Consider the following 18,033-nt stretch of genomic DNA (forward strand, 5'->3'; position numbering starts at 1 on the left):
TCTATGAGTTTAGAGTTTATGAGTTTATGAGTACACTTTACGACAACTCATAAACTCATGAACTTTAAACTCATAAACTTAAATTAAGCAAGAGTCGCCTCGCCTTTTTGCCAGTTGCAAGGGCAAAGCTCGTCAGTTTGAAGTGCATCCAAAACGCGGATTACTTCGCTTACGTTACGGCCAACTGAAAGGTCATTTACGCTTACCCAACGAATAATTCCTTGTGGGTCAACGATATAAGTTACGCGGTAAGCGATTTTCTCGTTTTCTTCCAGGATACCCAACTCTTCTGCCAATGATTTAGAAGTATCAGCCAGCATCGGGAATTGCAGGTCGCGAAGATCGTCATGGTTTTTTCTCCATGCAAGGTGAACGTACTCGCTGTCAGTAGAAGCACCGATCAGGATAGTGTCGCGGTCAGCAAAGTCACCCACGTGCTTGCCGAACTCAGCGATCTCTGTTGGACATACAAAAGTGAAGTCTTTTGGCCACCAGAACATCACCATCCATTTGTCAGCATTTTTGTGATCTTCTGAGGTAATATCATAGAATTCGTTTCCTTTTTCCAGAGATACTACTGATGTTTTCTTGAATTCAGGGAATTGAGATCCTACTGATAAAATTCTATTTGCCATGATTGGTCGGAGTTGATAATTTGTATTTTTTAGTGTTACAAATTTATAACCGTGCGTATCCTTAGGCAAGATTGAACCTGGTACTATGGCAGGAAAGAGTTGTTTTAAACAAATGAATTTAGTTTTGTTTATACAAAAACCAATGTTATAAATATTATCGATAACTCTATTGATGTACACAATAGGATTATGCCAATATTTACTTTAATGTGACGGTTATCCGGGCAGCAGGTTCAGGACTGTTTCAAGCGACATTCCCCTTGATCCTTTAATAAGAATATATGTATTTTCCTGCGGGTTGTCCATCACCCAGTTATGCAGCGAAAACTTATCAGGGAAGTAGTAAGCTTTGGGCAATGCGGGCAATGCGTGCTGCATTAATGCGCCTGCAAGGATCACGATATCAAACTTTTCCGCCGCAATCTGCCTGCCAAGTGCAAGGTGCTCTTCCGGCGCGGCTTCGCCCAGCTCAAACATATCTCCCAGGATCAGCATTTTACGTGGCGCATCCAGTCTGGCGAAGTTGGCGATGGCGGCAGACATCGAAGATGGGTTTGCATTATAAGCGTCCATAATCACCGTATTTGAGCCTTTCCTGACAAACTGAGAGCGATTGTTGTCAGGCTGGTAAGTAGCAACTGCTTCAAGCGCATCCGCATCAGCTACACCGAAGTGCTTCCCAACCGCCAGTGCTGCGCAGATATTATCGAAGTTGTAGCTGCCGGGTAAATGCGTCGTCACCGTTTTGCCCCCCGACTGGAAAACGACCACCGGGTTCTCGGAAACGAGCTTCGGATTGACCGGGCTGTTTTCGGAGCAGTAAAAAACGATCTCGCCGAATGCGCGGCGTTTGCTTACCATTTCCATAATCACGTCAATAGTCGAATTTACGAAAACAGTACCCTTCTTTTTGGAAAGAAAATCGAACAGCTCGCCTTTCCCTTTTTTTACACCCTCCGGCCCGCCGAAACCTTCCAGGTGCGCTTTGCCGATGTTGGTGATCAACCCGTGGGTTGGCAGCGCGATGGAGCAGAGTAGTGCGATTTCTTCCTGGTGATTCGCGCCCATTTCGATTACCGCCATTTCCTGTTTTACCGGGTCAATGGAAAGTATCGTGAGCGGCACACCAATGTGATTGTTGAGGTTGCCCACAGTCGCATAAGTGTTGAACTTCATCGATAACACTTTCGCGATCAGCTCCTTTGTTGTCGTTTTTCCATTAGAGCCGGTAAGCGCTATAACCGGGAATGCGAACGTTTTGCGATGGTGCCGCGCCAGGTCCTGCAAGGCAGCGAGTACATCTTCAACCAATAGAAAACGTGCGTCGGCCGCCACAGCTTCATCATCTACAACCGCGAATGCAGCGCCTTTTTGCAGTGCCTCGGCCGCGTATTGGTTACCGTCAAATTTATCCCCCTTCAAAGCGAAGAATATACAACCATTCGTGATCCTGCGGGTGTCTGTACAAATGGAAGCGCCTTTTTTAAAGTGCTGATAAAGGGTTTCGGTGGATGTAAACATGGAAATAGGTGTTCGTTATAAAGTTATCAGGCCTTATTTCGTTAGGTTTGAAGAGCAGAAACTCAGGCCGGCGCGGTGTCCGTGGACACCTGCAAAACTAATAGATTATTCCTCAACGATGCGAACCATTTATACCTCCTTATCTCTTCTGATCTTTTCTTTTCTGACAACGGGCACAGCGTTTTCGCAGCAGGTTTGGTTCAAAATGGATACGGCTACCAGTGTAACTTCCGGCGGCGCCAAAATGCTTAATCCTTGGGCAGGCGGACTGAATGCTTCGCAATTCCTGAAAATGCATTTGAACAACGATGCTGAGGAAGATCTTGTCGTATTTGATCGCACCAATAGCAAGGTCACCACGTTCGTAGCCGGGACTGATCCCACTAATCCCTCTAAAAAAGCCTTTATACACGCACCCTACTACGAAACACGCTTTCCGCAGGCTGATAACTGGATGATACTGGCCGATTACAATGGTGACGGGAACAAAGATCTTTTTGCAAGTACCTCACTCGGGATAAGCGTTTACCAACAGGTGAAAACCGCCGGTTCGTGGACGTGGAAGCTGATGCAGCCTGTGATCTACACCAAAGGTTTTTCAGGAAATATCAATTTGCAGGTTTCCGGCACAGATATTCCGGGTATTACTGATATCGATGGTGACGGAGACCTGGATCTGCTCACATTTGACTTTTCAGGTACTTATATCGAACTACACCAAAACCTCAGCGTCGAGAAGTTCGGCGTGCCGGATAGTCTTGGCAATGCAGGAAGTCCCATTTTCCAGCGTAATGGAGATTGCTGGGGGAATTTCCGCAAAGGCGACGGGGAAGGATTTGAGTTTGATGTGGACTGTGGTGTGGTTACCAATCCGGGCGGCCGCGAAATGCATGCAGGCAATTCCATACTTCTGCATGATCTCAATGGCGACGGGAAGAAGGATTTGCTCGTGGGTCACGTAAGTAACGAGCACATCTCGCTGCTTACCAACTCGGCTGCGGGCATCATCGCCGATTTTACAACTTACTCCAACGTTTATCCCACAAAAGACCCGGTGCTGCTGCACATATTTCCGGCTGCATTTTATGAAGACGTGGATTTTGACGGAGTACCCGACCTGCTGATCGCGCCCAGCCTGCCTTCCAATGATCTGAATTTAACCGATTTCAAATCATCGGGCTGGTTTTATCACAATGCAGGTACAGCATCGAAACCCGATTTTCGGTTGGTTCAAAAGAATTTTCTGCAAAATCAGATGCTGGATGTGGGTGAAAATGCAGTACCCGCATTCTTCGACATCGACGGAGACGGTGACCTTGATATGCTTATAGGAACAGGCGGAACAGCCCGGAGCAATGGTTTCAGGGGTGGGTTCTGGCTGCTTACCAACAAAGGCACCGCAGCAGCGCCGAGCTTTGAAGTAACTTCTGAAAATTACCTCGGCCTGCCAGCTTCGCTCGGACTTTTTAACCTGAAACCTCAATGGGCTGATTTCAATGGGGACGGTGTCGCAGATCTGGGTTTCTCAGGCGTTTCGCTCAGCAATCTGAAACTCGAATACCGGTACATTCCTAACAAAGCGGCGGCTGGCGCACCGGCCCAGCTGAATGTGGCCGAAGCAATAACTATTGCATTGCCAGCTGAATTGATCAGCAGCGATTCACCGCATTTCTACGATACCGATGGGGACGGCGACCTTGACCTGCTCGTGGGGCGAGGCCAGGGAAATATTTACCATTACAGCAATACGGGTAGTAACAAGCAGTTTACATTCAGGCTCGAAACCGATGCGCTGGCTGGTGTCGGCATCAGCTTCGCAGGCCGGTCACCCCAGTTGGCAGTTGCCGATTTCGATCTCGACGGTCTGCCCGACCTTGCAACCGCGGACCATACAGGTAACCTCCGCATTTTCCACGGTGCCGAATTTGGTAAATGGACAGCGCGCGAAAGCCAGCTGGTAGCAGTGAGCGGAAAGCCCGGCGCACCTAACTTCGGAAATTACCTGTCCATTGCCGCTGCCGACCTCAACGGCGACCGCAAACCTGATCTCGCGATCGGGAACAATGCAGGGGGCGTACGTTTGCTCACCAATGTTTTACCCGTTGAAATTACAGGCACAGAGCCTGAGATCAGTCCTATCCGGGTTTTTCCGAACCCCGCAGCCGACTTTTTAAAAATAGCATCCACAGAAACCGGTACCTTCGATATCATCACCGCAGGAGGGAAAAAGATCCTGCAAAACCAGCGCGTCAATGCCCATGCAGAGCGGACAATTTCTACTGCGAGTTGGCCTTCGGGCTTGTATCTGGTGGAATGGAAAGGCGGCAGCAGGCGGTTTGTAAAAAAGGTGATTGTAGAGTAGATACCCGCCAGGCGGCTCTTACATGATAAAATCCTAAACTCATGCAAGCTCTTCTTGGCGTTATCTTCCACTTTATCGGTGGTTTTGCTTCCGGCAGTTTCTATATTCCTTACAAACAAGTCAAAGGCTGGGCCTGGGAATCCTATTGGATCGTCGGCGGATTGTTCTCCTGGCTCATCGTCCCGCCCCTTGCCGCTTACCTGACCATTCCCGGCTTTTCAGAAATCATTGCACATACAGACAGTGGTACCCTGCTGATCACCTACATCTTTGGGTTGCTCTGGGGGATCGGGGGGTTAACCTACGGCTTAGGCGTACGCTACCTCGGCGTGTCACTCGGCAGCTCCATTATCCTGGGACTTACTTCCGTTTTTGGTGCATTAATACCTTCAATTTACTATCAATTTGAACCAAGACCCGGGAAAGACAGCATTTCAGACCTCTTTACCAATACCTGGGGTCAAATGGTTTTGCTTGGGCTGCTGATTTCCATAATCGGTATCGTCATCTGCGGGAAAGCGGGCAGCATGAAAGACAAAGACCTTACAAGAAGCGGCTACGTACCTGACGATAAATCAGAGTTCAAGATCGGTCTTGGGTTGACAGTTTCCATTATTTCAGGGGTATTGAGCGCCTGTTTTGCATTCGGGATCGATGCGGGCAATATCATGGCGGAAGAAGCCAACAACATCTGGAAAGCAGCTAATCCGGGTCAGGGAGAGTTTTTGTTTCAAAATAATGTCACCTACATCATCATTCTCTGGGGCGGGCTTACCACCAACTTTATCTGGTGTATGTTTTTAAATGCACGCAACAGGACTTTCGGCGACTATACCAATTCAGCTACGCCGCTGGTTAGAAACTACGTTTTCTCCGCGCTGGCCGGTACCACCTGGTTTATGCAGTTCTTTTTCTACGGAATGGGAGAGAGCAAGCTGGGCAACGGACCAAGTTCGTGGATACTCCACATGGCGTTCATTATCCTCATTGCCAACACCTGGGGGCTTATCCTGAACGAATGGAAAGGCGTGAGCAAGAAAACCATTACAACGGTGATCACCGGTATTCTTGTCATAGTGCTTTCGGTACTTGTGGTGGGTTATGGTAACTACTTACGGAAATAGTTTTCAAATATTGACCAAATCGGAGAAATATTTAAATAAAAGCATGATAGCGCAGGATAGTTAAGGTAACATCAGCATTGATATTTACATACTGATTACAAGATTTAGTTGGATGTATTGAAGTGGAATGTTTATCAATGATTTTTGTCCCTGATTCCTGTGAAGCATTCAGATAATTTACCCGAAGCCTACCTGGTCACACGTTGGCAGCAGTTTTGTGCTGGTGATAAAAGTGCATTTGGTGAAATAACGGAGCTGAATTATGCTCCGTTGTACCATTATGGAACCCGCTTTACTCCGGACCGCGATATGATCAAGGACTGCCTGCAGGACCTGTTTCTTTCCATCTGGGAAAAGCGGGAATCCCTGGCAGAAATCGCTGCGATCAAGCCTTATCTGTTTCAGTCGCTGCGCAATAACCTGGTACGCAGGTGCAGGCGCCAGTCTGTATTTTCTGAAATTGGGGGTAATGAGCCTTTTGACGACCTTTCACCGGAGTCCGACTGGATCATCAACGAAACCGACCACCTCACCAGCACAAGGCTGAGGCAAGCGATCGACTCGCTCCCGAAAAGGCAGCGGGAGGCACTGTACCTGAAATACTACGAGAACCTTTCCTATGAAGAAATTGCCGTGATTATGGGCTTGCAGCGCCAGGCTGTGGCCAATTACCTGCAATATGGTATTCAGAAATTACGCGAATACTGGCACCACGCTGCTGTTTTCCTGGCGATTCTCTCCGACATTAACTGGTATTGATAAATTCCTAAAAAATATTTGAAAGTTCATGGGTACTATTTGTTGAGGCGATACTCATCGTATTAAAGCAAATAACTTTTCAAGAAATCCATGAATAGCTATAAAGACTTCGAAGTCAAAGACTGGGTGGAAGATCTGCAATTCCGGCGCTGGGTCTACCAGGGCGAATCCGACCTTTTCTTTCGAAGTTACACTCAGAACAACCCTTCGCAGCTCTCCGCTATCGAGCAGGCAAGAGAAATCCTTTTGTCGATACGCGGTGAACAGGACGTTATTTCCGAAACCGAAGTTAAATCCAGGGTATCTGAGATCCTTGACGCTATTCCGGCTGCCAACCAGCAGCCATTTCTCTGGTGGAAAGGCAATTGGCTAAAAATAGCGGCCATTTTAATCCTTGCTTTCGGAATCGGTTTGAGCTTGTACCGCAGGCCGGGCGCATTGAACGAACTCGCATTCACATTTGCAGAAGTTCAGCAGCCCAAAAAGGCCCGTAGCATGCAGGTGACCAATCACACCGGCAACATCCGGCTGGTAACACTGCCCGACGGCAGCTCGGTAATCCTGAAACCCAATGCGCGCATTACATATCCCGAGCAGTTTGATAAAAGCAAAAGGGAGGTGAGCATGGCAGGCGAGGCATTTTTTGAAGTTGTTAAAAATCCCGCACAGCCTTTCATCGTCTTCGCAGGATCCATGGTGACCAGAGTAAAAGGTACCAGTTTCAGTATCCGCGCCAATGATGGGGACGATGAAGTAGAACTTGTTGTAAAATCCGGCCTCGTGGAGGTATCGGCGCTGGAAAGTGAAGATGAAGTGGCAGGCCAGCCGGCGTCACGCAAGCTGATCCTGAAACCAAACGAGCAGGTAACTTTCAATCAGAAGAATAAGATAATGACCGCCAAACTGGTCGAAAAACCAGTCTTACTCGATTTGACAGTCGAAAAGCAGGATTTTGAATTCAAGCGCACCCCGCTGACCGAAGTATTTACGATGCTGGAAAAAACCTACGGGATCATGATCCGCTTCGACGCCGACGCTATTTCCGAATGTACCATTACTGCAAAACTGGGAGATGAGCCAGTATCCGAGAAAATGGATATGATCTGCTCAGTTGTAAATGCAAAATACGAGCTCAGTAACGGTGTAATTACGGTCACTTCCAACGGATGTGACTAAACAGTCTTAACCTAAACCATCTATGAGAAGACTTCTTCAATGTAAAAAGGTCATTTTTCCGATCATGAAGTTTACCGTCGGCCAATGTCTGCTCCTGCTGCTGTTTGTGGAGATCGCGACGGCCAATAATCTGCGTGCACAGGAAATTCTGAGTCAACGTATATCCATTACAGTTAGTGATATGGATGTAGCACAGGTACTCGAAAAAATCGAGGGGCAAACCAAAGTGCGTTTTGTATACAGTGCCGAAATGATAGGGGCCGAGCGCAAGGTGAGTTTCGAGGGAGCCAACCAGCGACTGGATTCCGTACTAGAAAATCTGCTTGGTCCGCTGGGTATTGAATACAAGGTTTCCAAAAGGACCATTCTGCTGAAAAGGGCCGGAGAAAAGAAAACTTCGGAAGAAAGAAGTGGCAATACGCAAACCTCTCCGGCAGCAGACCGGGACGTGACCGGTACTGTAATTGACGAGAAAGGTGCAGGCATTCCGGGGGTGAGTGTGGTAGTAAAAGGTACCACACAGGGTACTTCCACCAACATCGACGGAAAGTACCAGATCCTTGTTCCAGAAGATAATGCCGTGTTGATTTTCAGTTTCGTAGGTTATGTGAGCCAGGAAATTGCATTAGGCGCAACCACCAGGCTGGATGTGACGCTGAAAGTTGACGAGAAAGCATTGGAAGAAGTGGTAGTTGTCGGTTTTGGAGAGCAAAAGAAAGTGTCCGTTACCGGCGCAGTATCGTCTGTGAGTTCGGAAATATTACAACAGAGTTCATCAGCAAGCTTGGCCAATTCCTTGTCGGGGCGCTTACCGGGCCTGACCTCCATTCAATCGGGTGGGGGCCAGCCGGGACGCGATGATGCTACGATGTACCTGCGCGGCGCTGCCACCACCAATGGAAAAAGCCCGCTGATCCTGATCGACGGCGTGCCCAGGGACAACATCCGTACATTGGACGCAAATGAGGTCGCCTCTGTTTCCATTCTGAAAGATGCATCGGCTACCGCAGTATTTGGTGTGCGCGGTGCAAACGGGGTTATCCTGATTACCACGAAGCGGGGTACCGCCGGAAAAACCGAGCTTACGATCAATACCGAGCAAAGTTTTTCGTCCTTCACCCGCGAGCCCGAGCGCCTGCATTCGCTTGAATATATGGCATTGCGCAATGAAGCTTCCAAAAATGACGGGATCACGCCGCTGCCTTTTACCCAGGAACAAATGGATAAATACGCCAATCCGCTCGCCGGACTCGATCCTAACGATCCTGAATACGCGCAAAAATCAATGGTCAGGAGATATATGTACCCCGATCATGATTACTACCGCGAATACATTTCGAGATATGCGCCCCAAACGCGTGTTAACATGAATGTAACAGGAGGGACCGACAAGGTTTCTTACTTTGTAAATGGCGCTTACCTGCACCAGGGCGGGAATTTGAACACACAGCCTAAATCAGTGCTCGGCTATGATCCTTCTTCCAAAATGGACCGTTACAGCTTTCGCGCTAACCTGGATTACAAGGTTACCAACTCCCTCAAAGCATTCCTGAACATAGGCAGCTACATTGAGCAGGTGAATATGCCCGCAGCCTGGCTTTACGGAAATGATACCAACTGGATGATGCGCGACCTGCTTTACCAGGCACAAACGATCCTGCCCATTACGCCCGGACCAACTACGATCGACGGGTTTGGCGTGGCACCAGGCCAGATCGTCGACCCCGGTTATATGGACCGCTCTGCATTTGAGATCATGAACAGAATGGGCTACCGCAATGAGATCCGCTCCAACCTGAATTCATCTTTCGGGATGGAATGGGATCTGGGGAATACAGTTACCAAAGGGCTGAGCATTAAAGGGATGATTTCTTACGACTCAAAATCAACAACTGCGATGCAGGGCGACAAGTCAGAGCGCCTATACCTGGCCGAAGTGAACCCGGCTACCGATGTGCTCACTTACGCAGTTAAAAGGTCAGATGAAAGGCTGTTGTCACTTGGCAAAGGCGCTGATTCCCGCTACAACATCAATATGCAGGGTTCCATTAACTACCAGCGCTTGTTTGGCGAGAAACACGATATCGGCGGGATGATCCTTGCCCAGCGCGATACCTGGGAGACTACGGCCGGCGAAATTCCTTACAATGTACTGGGCGTCGCTGCGCGGGCTACTTATGGTTTTAATGAGAAATACCTGGCCGAGGTAAATATGGGGTACAATGGATCCGAGCAGTTTGCGCCTGGTCACCGGTTTGGTTTCTTCCCGGCGGTTTCGATTGGCTGGGTAATGAGCAACGAAAATTTCCTGAAAAACAACCGGTACATCACTAACCTTAAATTCCGCGCTTCTTACGGAAAAGTAGGTAACGACATTCTGGGCGCGTCGCGTGAGACCAGTCCGCGGTTTTTGTACCAAAGCAATATCACAATGAGCGGCGGCGGTCCGCTGGGCAGCCTGGGCCTCGGCCAGCAGATCAACCTTGGTTTGTTGGGTAACCCGAATATTACCTGGGAAGTCGCAGCCAAACAAAACTACGGGATTGATTTTCAGCTGCTGAGAGACCTGACCCTCACCTTTGACTACTTCAAGGAAAAACGCAGCAATATCCTGATCAACAGAGGTACTGTACCTGAATTCCAGGGTGTTTCGCTCGGTAATATCCCCAAAGTGAATATGGGATTGGTGGATAACAAAGGATACGAGATCGAGCTGACGTACAACAAGGCTTTTTCCAAAGATTTCAATATCATGATCTCAGGAAACTACGGGTACAACCACAATACGGTCAAATTCATGGATGAATCGATCCGTGATGAAAGCTACGCGCACAGGTACCGTCAGGCTGGTTATTCTTTGAATCAATCCTGGGGATACAAAATTGATTACAGCAATGGAAACGGCTTTTTCAACTCCAAAGAAGAACTTGATTCCTATCTCGCCAAAACCCGTTACGGATTCGGGGAGCCGAGGGTAGGGGATTTCAAATATGTTGACCTGAATGGCGACGGTACCATTGATGACAAAGACCAGGCGCCGATCGGCTACTCAACCATTCCCCGCGTCAATTACGGTTTGTCGCTTACATTCAATTACAAAGGGTTCGACTTTACTACTTTCTTCCAGGGGGTTGGGAAATACACGATGAACTACGCGCAGCAGGGTGTGTATGAATACATTATCCGGGGTACCTATTTCGATTATCACAAATCTGCCTGGACACCCGAACGCTACGCAAATGGCGACGACATTACCTATCCTGCATTGAGCACACATAGTACAACCAACCATACCTCCAATGATTTTTTCATTATGGACAGGTCTTTTACCCGCCTCAAAAACCTGACGTTCGGCTACACATTGCCTTCCGGGTCGTTGAAAGCTATTGGTATCAGCAAGTTCCGGGTATATGTAAGTGCGCAGAACTACTTCACGTGGGACAAGCTCAGAATGAACCATCTCGATCCGGAAAACGACGATTCCCTCGGTTACCCGGTAACGAAAATGGCGAACCTCGGTCTTAACGTCACCTTTTAATCAGAGAGATCAATGAAAAAGATATATCGTTTTTCAATGCTTGTTTTTGTCTTGCTGACTTCCTGTAAAGGTGTGCTGGATATGGCGCCCGACGGTAAGCTGGCCATGGACGAGATTTTTGCAGACAATGACAAAGTGGGTGCCTTTTTGAACACCTGTTATGCCAATATACCCGTAAAAGGAACGCGCTACTTCTTCTGGAGTCGCGGGCCTGTGAACTGGAGTGACGAATCGTGGGATACCGACGCGGAGGCAGAATCGTGGATTATGTCGGGCAGAATGTATAATGGAGATGCATCTGCAGGAAGTCACCCGGTAACGAACATCAGCGCTGACGGCGGCAACGGCGAGTACTGGGCAAGATACTGGGCTGCAATCCGGAATTGTACCGTTTTTATCAGCCGCATTGATGAGGCAGTAGTACGTGTACCGACCGATCGCGCCCGCTGGAAAGCGGAGGCGCATTTGCTGCGGGCTTACTACTATTCGGAACTGCTCAAATGGTTTGGCCCCGTGCTGCCGATCGAAAGAGAGCCTTACGACTTTTCTCAGGATTTTTCTACCGTGGAAAAAGCGAGCTATTATGATGTGGTCAAATTCATTATCGAAGATTGCGACGTAGCATTGAATACGGCCGAGCTTCCGTGGCGGGTTACTACAGCCAGCGAAGGCGGGCGCGTACATAAAGGTCTGGCGGAGGCGATTAAGTCCAAAATGATCCTGTTCGCAGCCAGTCCGCTCAATAATGCCGGTCAAAATCTCTGGCAGGAGGCTTACCAGATCAATAAAACGGCTCTGGAAAACCTGAAAGCAAATGGGTACCAGCTGTACAATCAGGTTAATTTCCCGCAGACCTACCTTTCTGAAACAGCTTTCCTCGGCCCGAACAAAAATGTGAATACCGCCATTTATAATGAATATTTTACCCAGACCATGAACTACTCGGCTGCGCCGGTGGATCGTGAAACCATTTACCAGAGCCGTGAAAACCAGGGTAACATCTGGAATATCGACGGTATTGGCTCGCAGGATGGTTATAAGTCGGGAACTTGTCCTACGCAGGAGCTGGTGGATGCTTATGAAACGATCGACGGTCAGCCTATCCTTGACTTGGATAGGCCGTACCTCGACGACCAGCATTTGCAGCCCAACTACAATGCAGCCAACAAGCTCTACAATCCAAATGATCCTTATGCCAACCGCGACCCGCGTTTTTACGCATCCATTTATTACAATGGATCAAAGCGCAAAGCAATGTGGAACTTCGCCGAAGCACCGGAATCCGTAGAAAACTATCCGGCACCTATCGGGAACCGCACGCGCATTATCGCCACTTACGCCGGCGAGCCGCAAACGGGCATTCACCCGACCACGCGCCGGGCAACGCGCACGGGGTATTATGAGCGCAAGTTTTTACATCCCAATTCAGGCGGCGACAATCCGATCGCTGGTGCCAACTGGAAGCTTTTCAGGCTGGGCGAGGTGATCCTCAACTTTGCTGAGGCAGCAGCCGAAGCTGGCCAGCTTGCCGATGCGGCCAAAGCCGTAAACGAGATCCGCACCCGTGCCGGAATGCCGAATCTTCCAGCGGGTCTTTCCAAAGATGCCTTGATCAAGCGCGTGCGCGCCGAGCGCCGGGTAGAGCTGGCAATGGAGGAAAACAGGTATTTCGATGTGCGCAGATGGTCCATGCCGACGGAGGATCTTTCCAAAACCGACCGCTGGATTACAGCCATGGAAATCACCCGGAATGCAAACGGCACTTTTAGCTATAAACGGCGGAATGTGCGCGGTACGGAAAGAAAGAATTACACAAACAAGTTCCTGTGGGTGCCTATGCCATTGAATGAGGCAAACAGACTGCGGTCTATTACAGGGGCGAACTGGCAAAGTCCGGGTTGGTAATCAATATAGTTTTCAACGATTTATACGATCATTTTTTATGATAACATATATAAAATCCGGTATCCTTTCGCTCGCAGCCTTTGTGATCCTGTCCGCATTCAGCACGGCAGCTTTGGCGCAGGAACCGACAGAAACGATCAACGGGCTCGTGCTCGATGAGTTTGGCAAGCCGCTTTCGGGTGTTGTGATCAATTCTGAAAACGGGAAAAATGGAACTTCTACGAATAGTAAGGGAGAGTTTGCGATGAGTATCGACGACGGCAGCCGCGCCATTGTATTTTCATTATATGGTTACAAAAACCAGAAAATCAATGTCACCGACAAGCAGGAGCTTGATGTGAAGCTGGAATGGGACGCGCACAGGAAGGACGAAGTAATTCAGCTGGGTTACACCTCGCAGTTCAGGAATGATATCTCGGGTTCGGTTGCGACAGTGAAAGGCGAAGAGCTGGAAAAAGCGCCTGTCGCTAACCTGACGCAAACACTTGCCGGCCGTCTGCCGGGACTTACCACGCAGGAAACCTTCTCGGAACTCTCGCGGGCAAATACCAACCTGTACATCCGCGGGCTTGCTGCGGCACGGGACGGTGGGCCGCTGGTGATCATCGACGGGATTATCTGCGCTTACAACAGTAACCAGACGCTGGATTACATTACCGCCAATGAAATCGAAACGGTGACGATCCTGCGGGATGCTTCTACCCAGGCGCTTTACGGTATTCAGGGTGCAAACGGGCTGCTGGTGATTACCACGAAAAGAGGTAAAAAAGGGCCTTTGCAGATCAAGACGAGGTTTGACCAATCAATGCAGCAGGTAACTACAACCCCGCCGTTCTATAACTCGGCCGACTACGCCACCATAAGGAACCAGGCTGCATTCAATGACGGTTTGGGAGCCAATTATCTGTATAGCCAGCAGCAGATTGAAGGTTACCGGTCAGGCTCAGACCCTGTTCTTTACCCTAATAACAACTGGTACAAACGCTTCATCAAGGATTTCGCCAACATGCAGCGGGCGAGTGTGAATGTGACGGGCGGAAACGACAAAGTGCAGTTCTTCTCGAACATCAATTTCATGCACCAGGGCGGCTATTTCAAAACCGACCAGGAGCGCTACAATCCCAATGCGAACAATATCTGGGTAAACTATCGCTCCAATGTGGATATGAACCTGAACCGTTACCTGAAAGCATTCGTGAGGCTGAGCGGGAATGTGAAGCGCGAACGTACGCCTGGCGCAAGTAATGCAGATGTGTATTCGAGCATTTTCCGGATTCCTTCTACGGTGTACGGTCCGGTAACGCAGCCGGTAGTGGACGGTTCCGGCGAAGTAACAGATCCCGGTGGAAAAGTGATCACGACCGAACGTGTGGAATCGCCCACCTATGGTTTGCTCAACCGGACAGGCTATGTGCGCCACACGGTTACCAACATTACCTCGCAGTTTGGTCTCGACCTGGATATGGGTTTTTTGACGAAAGGTTTGAACATGACCGGCAGACTGGCTTACCAGACCAACTCCGTGGGTAGTTTGAGTACCAAGCAGGATTATGAGCGCTGGGTGCAGACGAGCGATTCTTCGGGTACCGGATTCATTAAAAAAGGTGCGCAGAACAACACGCCGCTGGCATACTCCAAGTCGCATTCCTACTATTACCATTTGACCTACAATGTGGCAATGAACTATCAGCGCGACTTTGGCAGGCACCGGGTGGGAGCAATGGCGTATATGTTTTACCAAAACCTCACAAGAGCTGAAAATGATTCGGCGCGAATGCTGCCTTACAACAGGGTTAGCTCAGGATTTGAGGTCAATTATGGTTTTGATAACCGGTACCTGCTGAAACTGGATCTCGGCTATTCAGGATCTGAGCAGTATGCGAGAAACTCGCGTTATACAACCACACCCGCGATTTCGGCGGCTTGGGTGATTTCTAATGAGGCGTTTTTAAAAGACAATGCATTCCTCTCTTACCTGAAACTGCGCGCTTCTTACGGGAAAACGGCCAATGATGAAAGCGGGCTCGCGCGGTATGCATACCTGGACAATGTGACGGTGACGGGCGGCGGGCCGATCGGTTCACTGCAATATGAGGTGAAGGAAGGCCAGGTGGGTAATCCCAACATTGCAGCTGAAATCTCCAAGAAGCAGAACTTCGGGATCGATCTGGGATTTCTGAATGCAGTGAATTTGTCGGTAGATGTTTTTCATGAAAAAATGGACAACATGATCGTCAGCGCGCTATCAACAATTCCGCTTTACCAGGGTGTGCAGCTCGTTAACTATCCCAAGCTCAATGCAGGTAGTTTTGAAAACAAGGGTGTTGATCTGACACTCGGGTATAACAAAGCAGTGAGTCGCGACTTTTCAGTTTTTGGTAAACTGATGGTGAGCTACGCTAAAAACAAGATCATCAATCAGAATGAGGCGCTCAAAACGGAGGACTATGCTTATCGTAAATGGCAGGAAGGTTATTCTTTTGGTCAGAAGTTCGGGTACCTCGTGGATCGCAGCAATGGAAACGGATACTTCAATTCGCAGGCGGAGATTGACCAGAGCGGACTTACTTACGGTTTTGGCACACCGCGCCCCGGCGACCTTAAATACCGCGACCTGAATGGCGATGCCAAGATCGACGAACGTGACAAAGCGCCCATCGGAACGGGCATGCTGCCGAGTACGATCTATTCCTTATCGGCCGGATTTACTTACAAAAACCTTGATCTCAGCTTCCTTTTTCAGGGCGTAGGCAAATACGCAACGGTTGAAACAGGCACGCTCACGGGTATCTGGGAAACTGAGTACGACGGCGTTTTCGGCTCGCTGCACCGCAATGCATGGACACCCGAACGGTATGCAAACGGGGAGGAGATTACTGCACCCGCACTCTCGCTGGGCAAGAGCGTCAACCACGAAACGAGCGACTACTATCTGGATAACCGCTCTTATCTGCGCCTGAAAAATGTGGAGATCGGCTACACGCTTCCTGCTTCCATTTCACGCTACATTCTTTCCGAAAAAATAAGGATACTGGTGAGCGGACAAAATCTGATTACGTGGGATAAAATGCGCTCGAAGGATTACGGTCCCGAAGGCGGCGGCTTTGCCGGATTCCCAGTTTACCGCGTGTTCAATGCAGGTATCAGTGTCATTTTCTAACTCTGTCATTTTACAAAATGAAAAAATATAAGATACTTCTCCTGACACTTGCAGTTACCTCCATATTGGTATCCTGTAACGAAAAGCTGGACTTGCCAAGCGACGGCCGCATTACCATGGACCAGGTATTCAGCGACTATAACCGGACACGCGGCTATCTGAATTCGTGCTACGGCTTTACCCCGAAACCTTACATGGACCGTGCCTCTTTTACGGATGAGGCCCAGGACGCAGACGATATCACGCCAGGCTCAAAATACATTGTCTGGTACGGCGGCAATGTGACTTCTCTTACTTACGCGACCAATTCAGCAGACGGAAGTCCGTGGGGGAAACTGTATGAAGGGATCCGGAAATGCAATGTATTTATTGAAAACATCAAAACCGCTACGGTTTATGCGAGCGAAGGAGAGACGAATTCTTGGATAGCGCAGGCGCACACTTTGCGTGCATTGTATTACCTGCAATTGATCAAACGCTATGGCGGCGTGCCTATCTTCGATAAGCCGCTCGCGATTGACCACGATTTCTCGCAGGATAAACGTGCTACCTTTTCGGAGGTAGTAACCTTCATTCTGGCGGATTGCGACAAGGCACTTTCATATCCTGCTACGCGGGAGGGTTTGCCCTGGGATATTTTCGACAATCAATATGGGATCATGACGCGGGCAGTTGCTTATGCTGTCAAGTCGCAGGCGGTTACCTATGCAGCAAGCCCGCTTTGGAGCGACGGTACCTATAACTGGCAAATGGCCACTACAATTACTGCCGAAGCGCTGGGAGAATGCCTGGCAAACGGTTATCAGCTTTTCAACCAAAAACCATCAGCTGATATCGCTCAAAACAGCTACGCGCTTTACTTTTTCACCAGTTCAAATGACCAGCGCGCTACCGATAAAGAAACCATCTATCATGCCGGAGATGCTATGCAGGTTTGGCGGTATGCAGGCATGCCGACCAACCCTGGCATGGAAAGAACGGGCCCGTGCCCCACGCAGGAACTGGTAGACAGCTACGAAATGGCGAATGGGGAAGCACCGATAACAGGGTATTCCGATGCTAATCGTACCACGCCGGTTATCAACGCAACTTCGGGCTACAAAGAAACGGATCCTTATGCAGGACGCGATCCCCGTTTTTACGCTTCCATTTACTACAATGGCGCTGTCAGGAACCTGGACCAGCCTGCGGGAAAGAAGGTCGAAACCTTTGTCGGCGGGGCTGAGGAGATTTCAGATATCAACCGGAAACATACGCGGACGGGCTATTATCTCAGGAAGTTCAACAATTTCAGGTCGGGACAGAACAATGATGCAGACGGTGCGATCAGGCTGTTCAGGCTGGCAGAGCTGTATCTCAATTTTGCTGAGGCTGCGAACCAGTCGGCCGGACCGGATGCAGCTGTGAAGGTAGGCGCACAAACCATGTCTGCGCGGCAGGCTGTGAATGCAGTGCGGGCGAGGGCAGGAATGCCCGGCTTTCCGGCTGCGATGACAAAAGAGGCATTTGAGAAAAAATACAGAAATGAAAGGCGCGTTGAGCTGGCATTTGAAGAGCACCGGTTTTTTGATGTACGCCGCTGGAAGATCCTGGACCAGACCGACCGTTTTGTAACAGGAATGCGGATTACCAAAAGCGGCACCAACTTCGTTTATCGCCGGTTTAAGTTCACCAATCGCAATGCGTTTTCAGACAAATACCTGCTTTACCCGATAGACCAGGCCGAAGTGGACAAGATCGTCGGACTGTCCGGTGCAGACTGGCAAAATCCCGGCTGGCTGGATTAGATCTGAACAGCTCCGGCGCTGCCCTACTGCGTGGCGGCCATTGAATGCAAATACATCCTAAATCCT

The 18,033-nt window shown here is 49.3% G+C and carries 10 protein-coding genes; 8 read left to right on the forward strand and 2 right to left on the reverse strand.

Annotated features, from left to right (window positions below; translation table 11 throughout):
- Nucleotides 1-83 precede the first annotated feature (83 nt).
- Complete coding sequence (locus AC1XTG_RS06970; RefSeq protein ID WP_484841452.1) at nucleotides 84-635, reverse strand: peroxiredoxin; 552 nt, start codon at nucleotides 633-635, stop codon at nucleotides 84-86.
- Between the two features lie 216 nt (nucleotides 636-851).
- Nucleotides 852-2,156, reverse strand: a complete 1,305-nt coding sequence (locus AC1XTG_RS06975) for a UDP-N-acetylmuramoyl-tripeptide--D-alanyl-D-alanine ligase (protein WP_056280487.1) — start codon at nucleotides 2,154-2,156, stop codon at nucleotides 852-854.
- A 118-nt stretch (nucleotides 2,157-2,274) separates the two neighbouring features.
- Here AC1XTG_RS06975 and AC1XTG_RS06980 point away from each other — a divergent pair, with 118 nt between their 5' ends.
- From AC1XTG_RS06980 to AC1XTG_RS07015, 8 genes are all read left to right on the forward strand, one after another.
- A complete protein-coding gene (locus AC1XTG_RS06980) occupies nucleotides 2,275-4,518 on the forward strand; it encodes a T9SS type A sorting domain-containing protein (RefSeq protein ID WP_484841453.1) in 2,244 nt (747 codons plus the stop codon).
- Between the two features lie 41 nt (nucleotides 4,519-4,559).
- Complete coding sequence (rhaT, locus tag AC1XTG_RS06985; RefSeq protein ID WP_484841454.1) at nucleotides 4,560-5,642, forward strand: L-rhamnose/proton symporter RhaT; 1,083 nt, start codon at nucleotides 4,560-4,562, stop codon at nucleotides 5,640-5,642.
- 144 nt (nucleotides 5,643-5,786) lie between these two features.
- Nucleotides 5,787-6,401 carry an RNA polymerase sigma factor gene (locus AC1XTG_RS06990; RefSeq protein ID WP_484841455.1) on the forward strand — a complete coding sequence of 205 codons (615 nt, stop codon included), beginning with the start codon at nucleotides 5,787-5,789 and terminating at the stop codon, nucleotides 6,399-6,401.
- Nucleotides 6,402-6,491: 90 nt separating this feature from the next.
- The gene (locus AC1XTG_RS06995; RefSeq protein WP_484841456.1) at nucleotides 6,492-7,577 is read left to right on the forward strand and encodes a FecR family protein; all 1,086 of its coding nucleotides are present in this window, start codon (nucleotides 6,492-6,494) and stop codon (nucleotides 7,575-7,577) included.
- A gap of 22 nt (nucleotides 7,578-7,599) precedes the next feature.
- On the forward strand, nucleotides 7,600-11,115 hold the full coding sequence (locus AC1XTG_RS07000; RefSeq protein ID WP_484841457.1) for a TonB-dependent receptor: 3,516 nt from the start codon (nucleotides 7,600-7,602) through the stop codon (nucleotides 11,113-11,115).
- 12 nt (nucleotides 11,116-11,127) lie between these two features.
- Nucleotides 11,128-13,020: a RagB/SusD family nutrient uptake outer membrane protein gene (locus AC1XTG_RS07005; RefSeq protein ID WP_056280499.1), complete on the forward strand. Its 1,893-nt coding sequence runs from the start codon at nucleotides 11,128-11,130 to the stop codon at nucleotides 13,018-13,020.
- A gap of 37 nt (nucleotides 13,021-13,057) precedes the next feature.
- Complete coding sequence (locus AC1XTG_RS07010) at nucleotides 13,058-16,180, forward strand: SusC/RagA family TonB-linked outer membrane protein (protein ID WP_484841458.1); 3,123 nt, start codon at nucleotides 13,058-13,060, stop codon at nucleotides 16,178-16,180.
- A gap of 17 nt (nucleotides 16,181-16,197) precedes the next feature.
- Complete coding sequence (locus tag AC1XTG_RS07015) at nucleotides 16,198-17,967, forward strand: RagB/SusD family nutrient uptake outer membrane protein (protein WP_484841459.1); 1,770 nt, start codon at nucleotides 16,198-16,200, stop codon at nucleotides 17,965-17,967.
- Nucleotides 17,968-18,033 lie beyond the last annotated feature (66 nt).

This window comes from Dyadobacter sp. HNCC25DJ183, assembly GCF_056895175.1.

Coding starts and splice junctions, on each gene's coding strand:
- AC1XTG_RS06970 (WP_484841452.1), bottom strand. CDS start 635: ATGGCAAATAGAATTTTATCAGTAGGATCTCAATTCCCTGAATTCAAG.
- AC1XTG_RS06975 (WP_056280487.1), bottom strand. CDS start 2,156: ATGTTTACATCCACCGAAACCCTTTATCAGCACTTTAAAAAAGGCGCT.
- AC1XTG_RS06980 (WP_484841453.1), top strand. CDS start 2,275: ATGCGAACCATTTATACCTCCTTATCTCTTCTGATCTTTTCTTTTCTG.
- rhaT (WP_484841454.1), top strand. CDS start 4,560: ATGCAAGCTCTTCTTGGCGTTATCTTCCACTTTATCGGTGGTTTTGCT.
- AC1XTG_RS06995 (WP_484841456.1), top strand. CDS start 6,492: ATGAATAGCTATAAAGACTTCGAAGTCAAAGACTGGGTGGAAGATCTG.
- AC1XTG_RS07000 (WP_484841457.1), top strand. CDS start 7,600: ATGAGAAGACTTCTTCAATGTAAAAAGGTCATTTTTCCGATCATGAAG.
- AC1XTG_RS07005 (WP_056280499.1), top strand. CDS start 11,128: ATGAAAAAGATATATCGTTTTTCAATGCTTGTTTTTGTCTTGCTGACT.
- AC1XTG_RS07010 (WP_484841458.1), top strand. CDS start 13,058: ATGATAACATATATAAAATCCGGTATCCTTTCGCTCGCAGCCTTTGTG.
- AC1XTG_RS07015 (WP_484841459.1), top strand. CDS start 16,198: ATGAAAAAATATAAGATACTTCTCCTGACACTTGCAGTTACCTCCATA.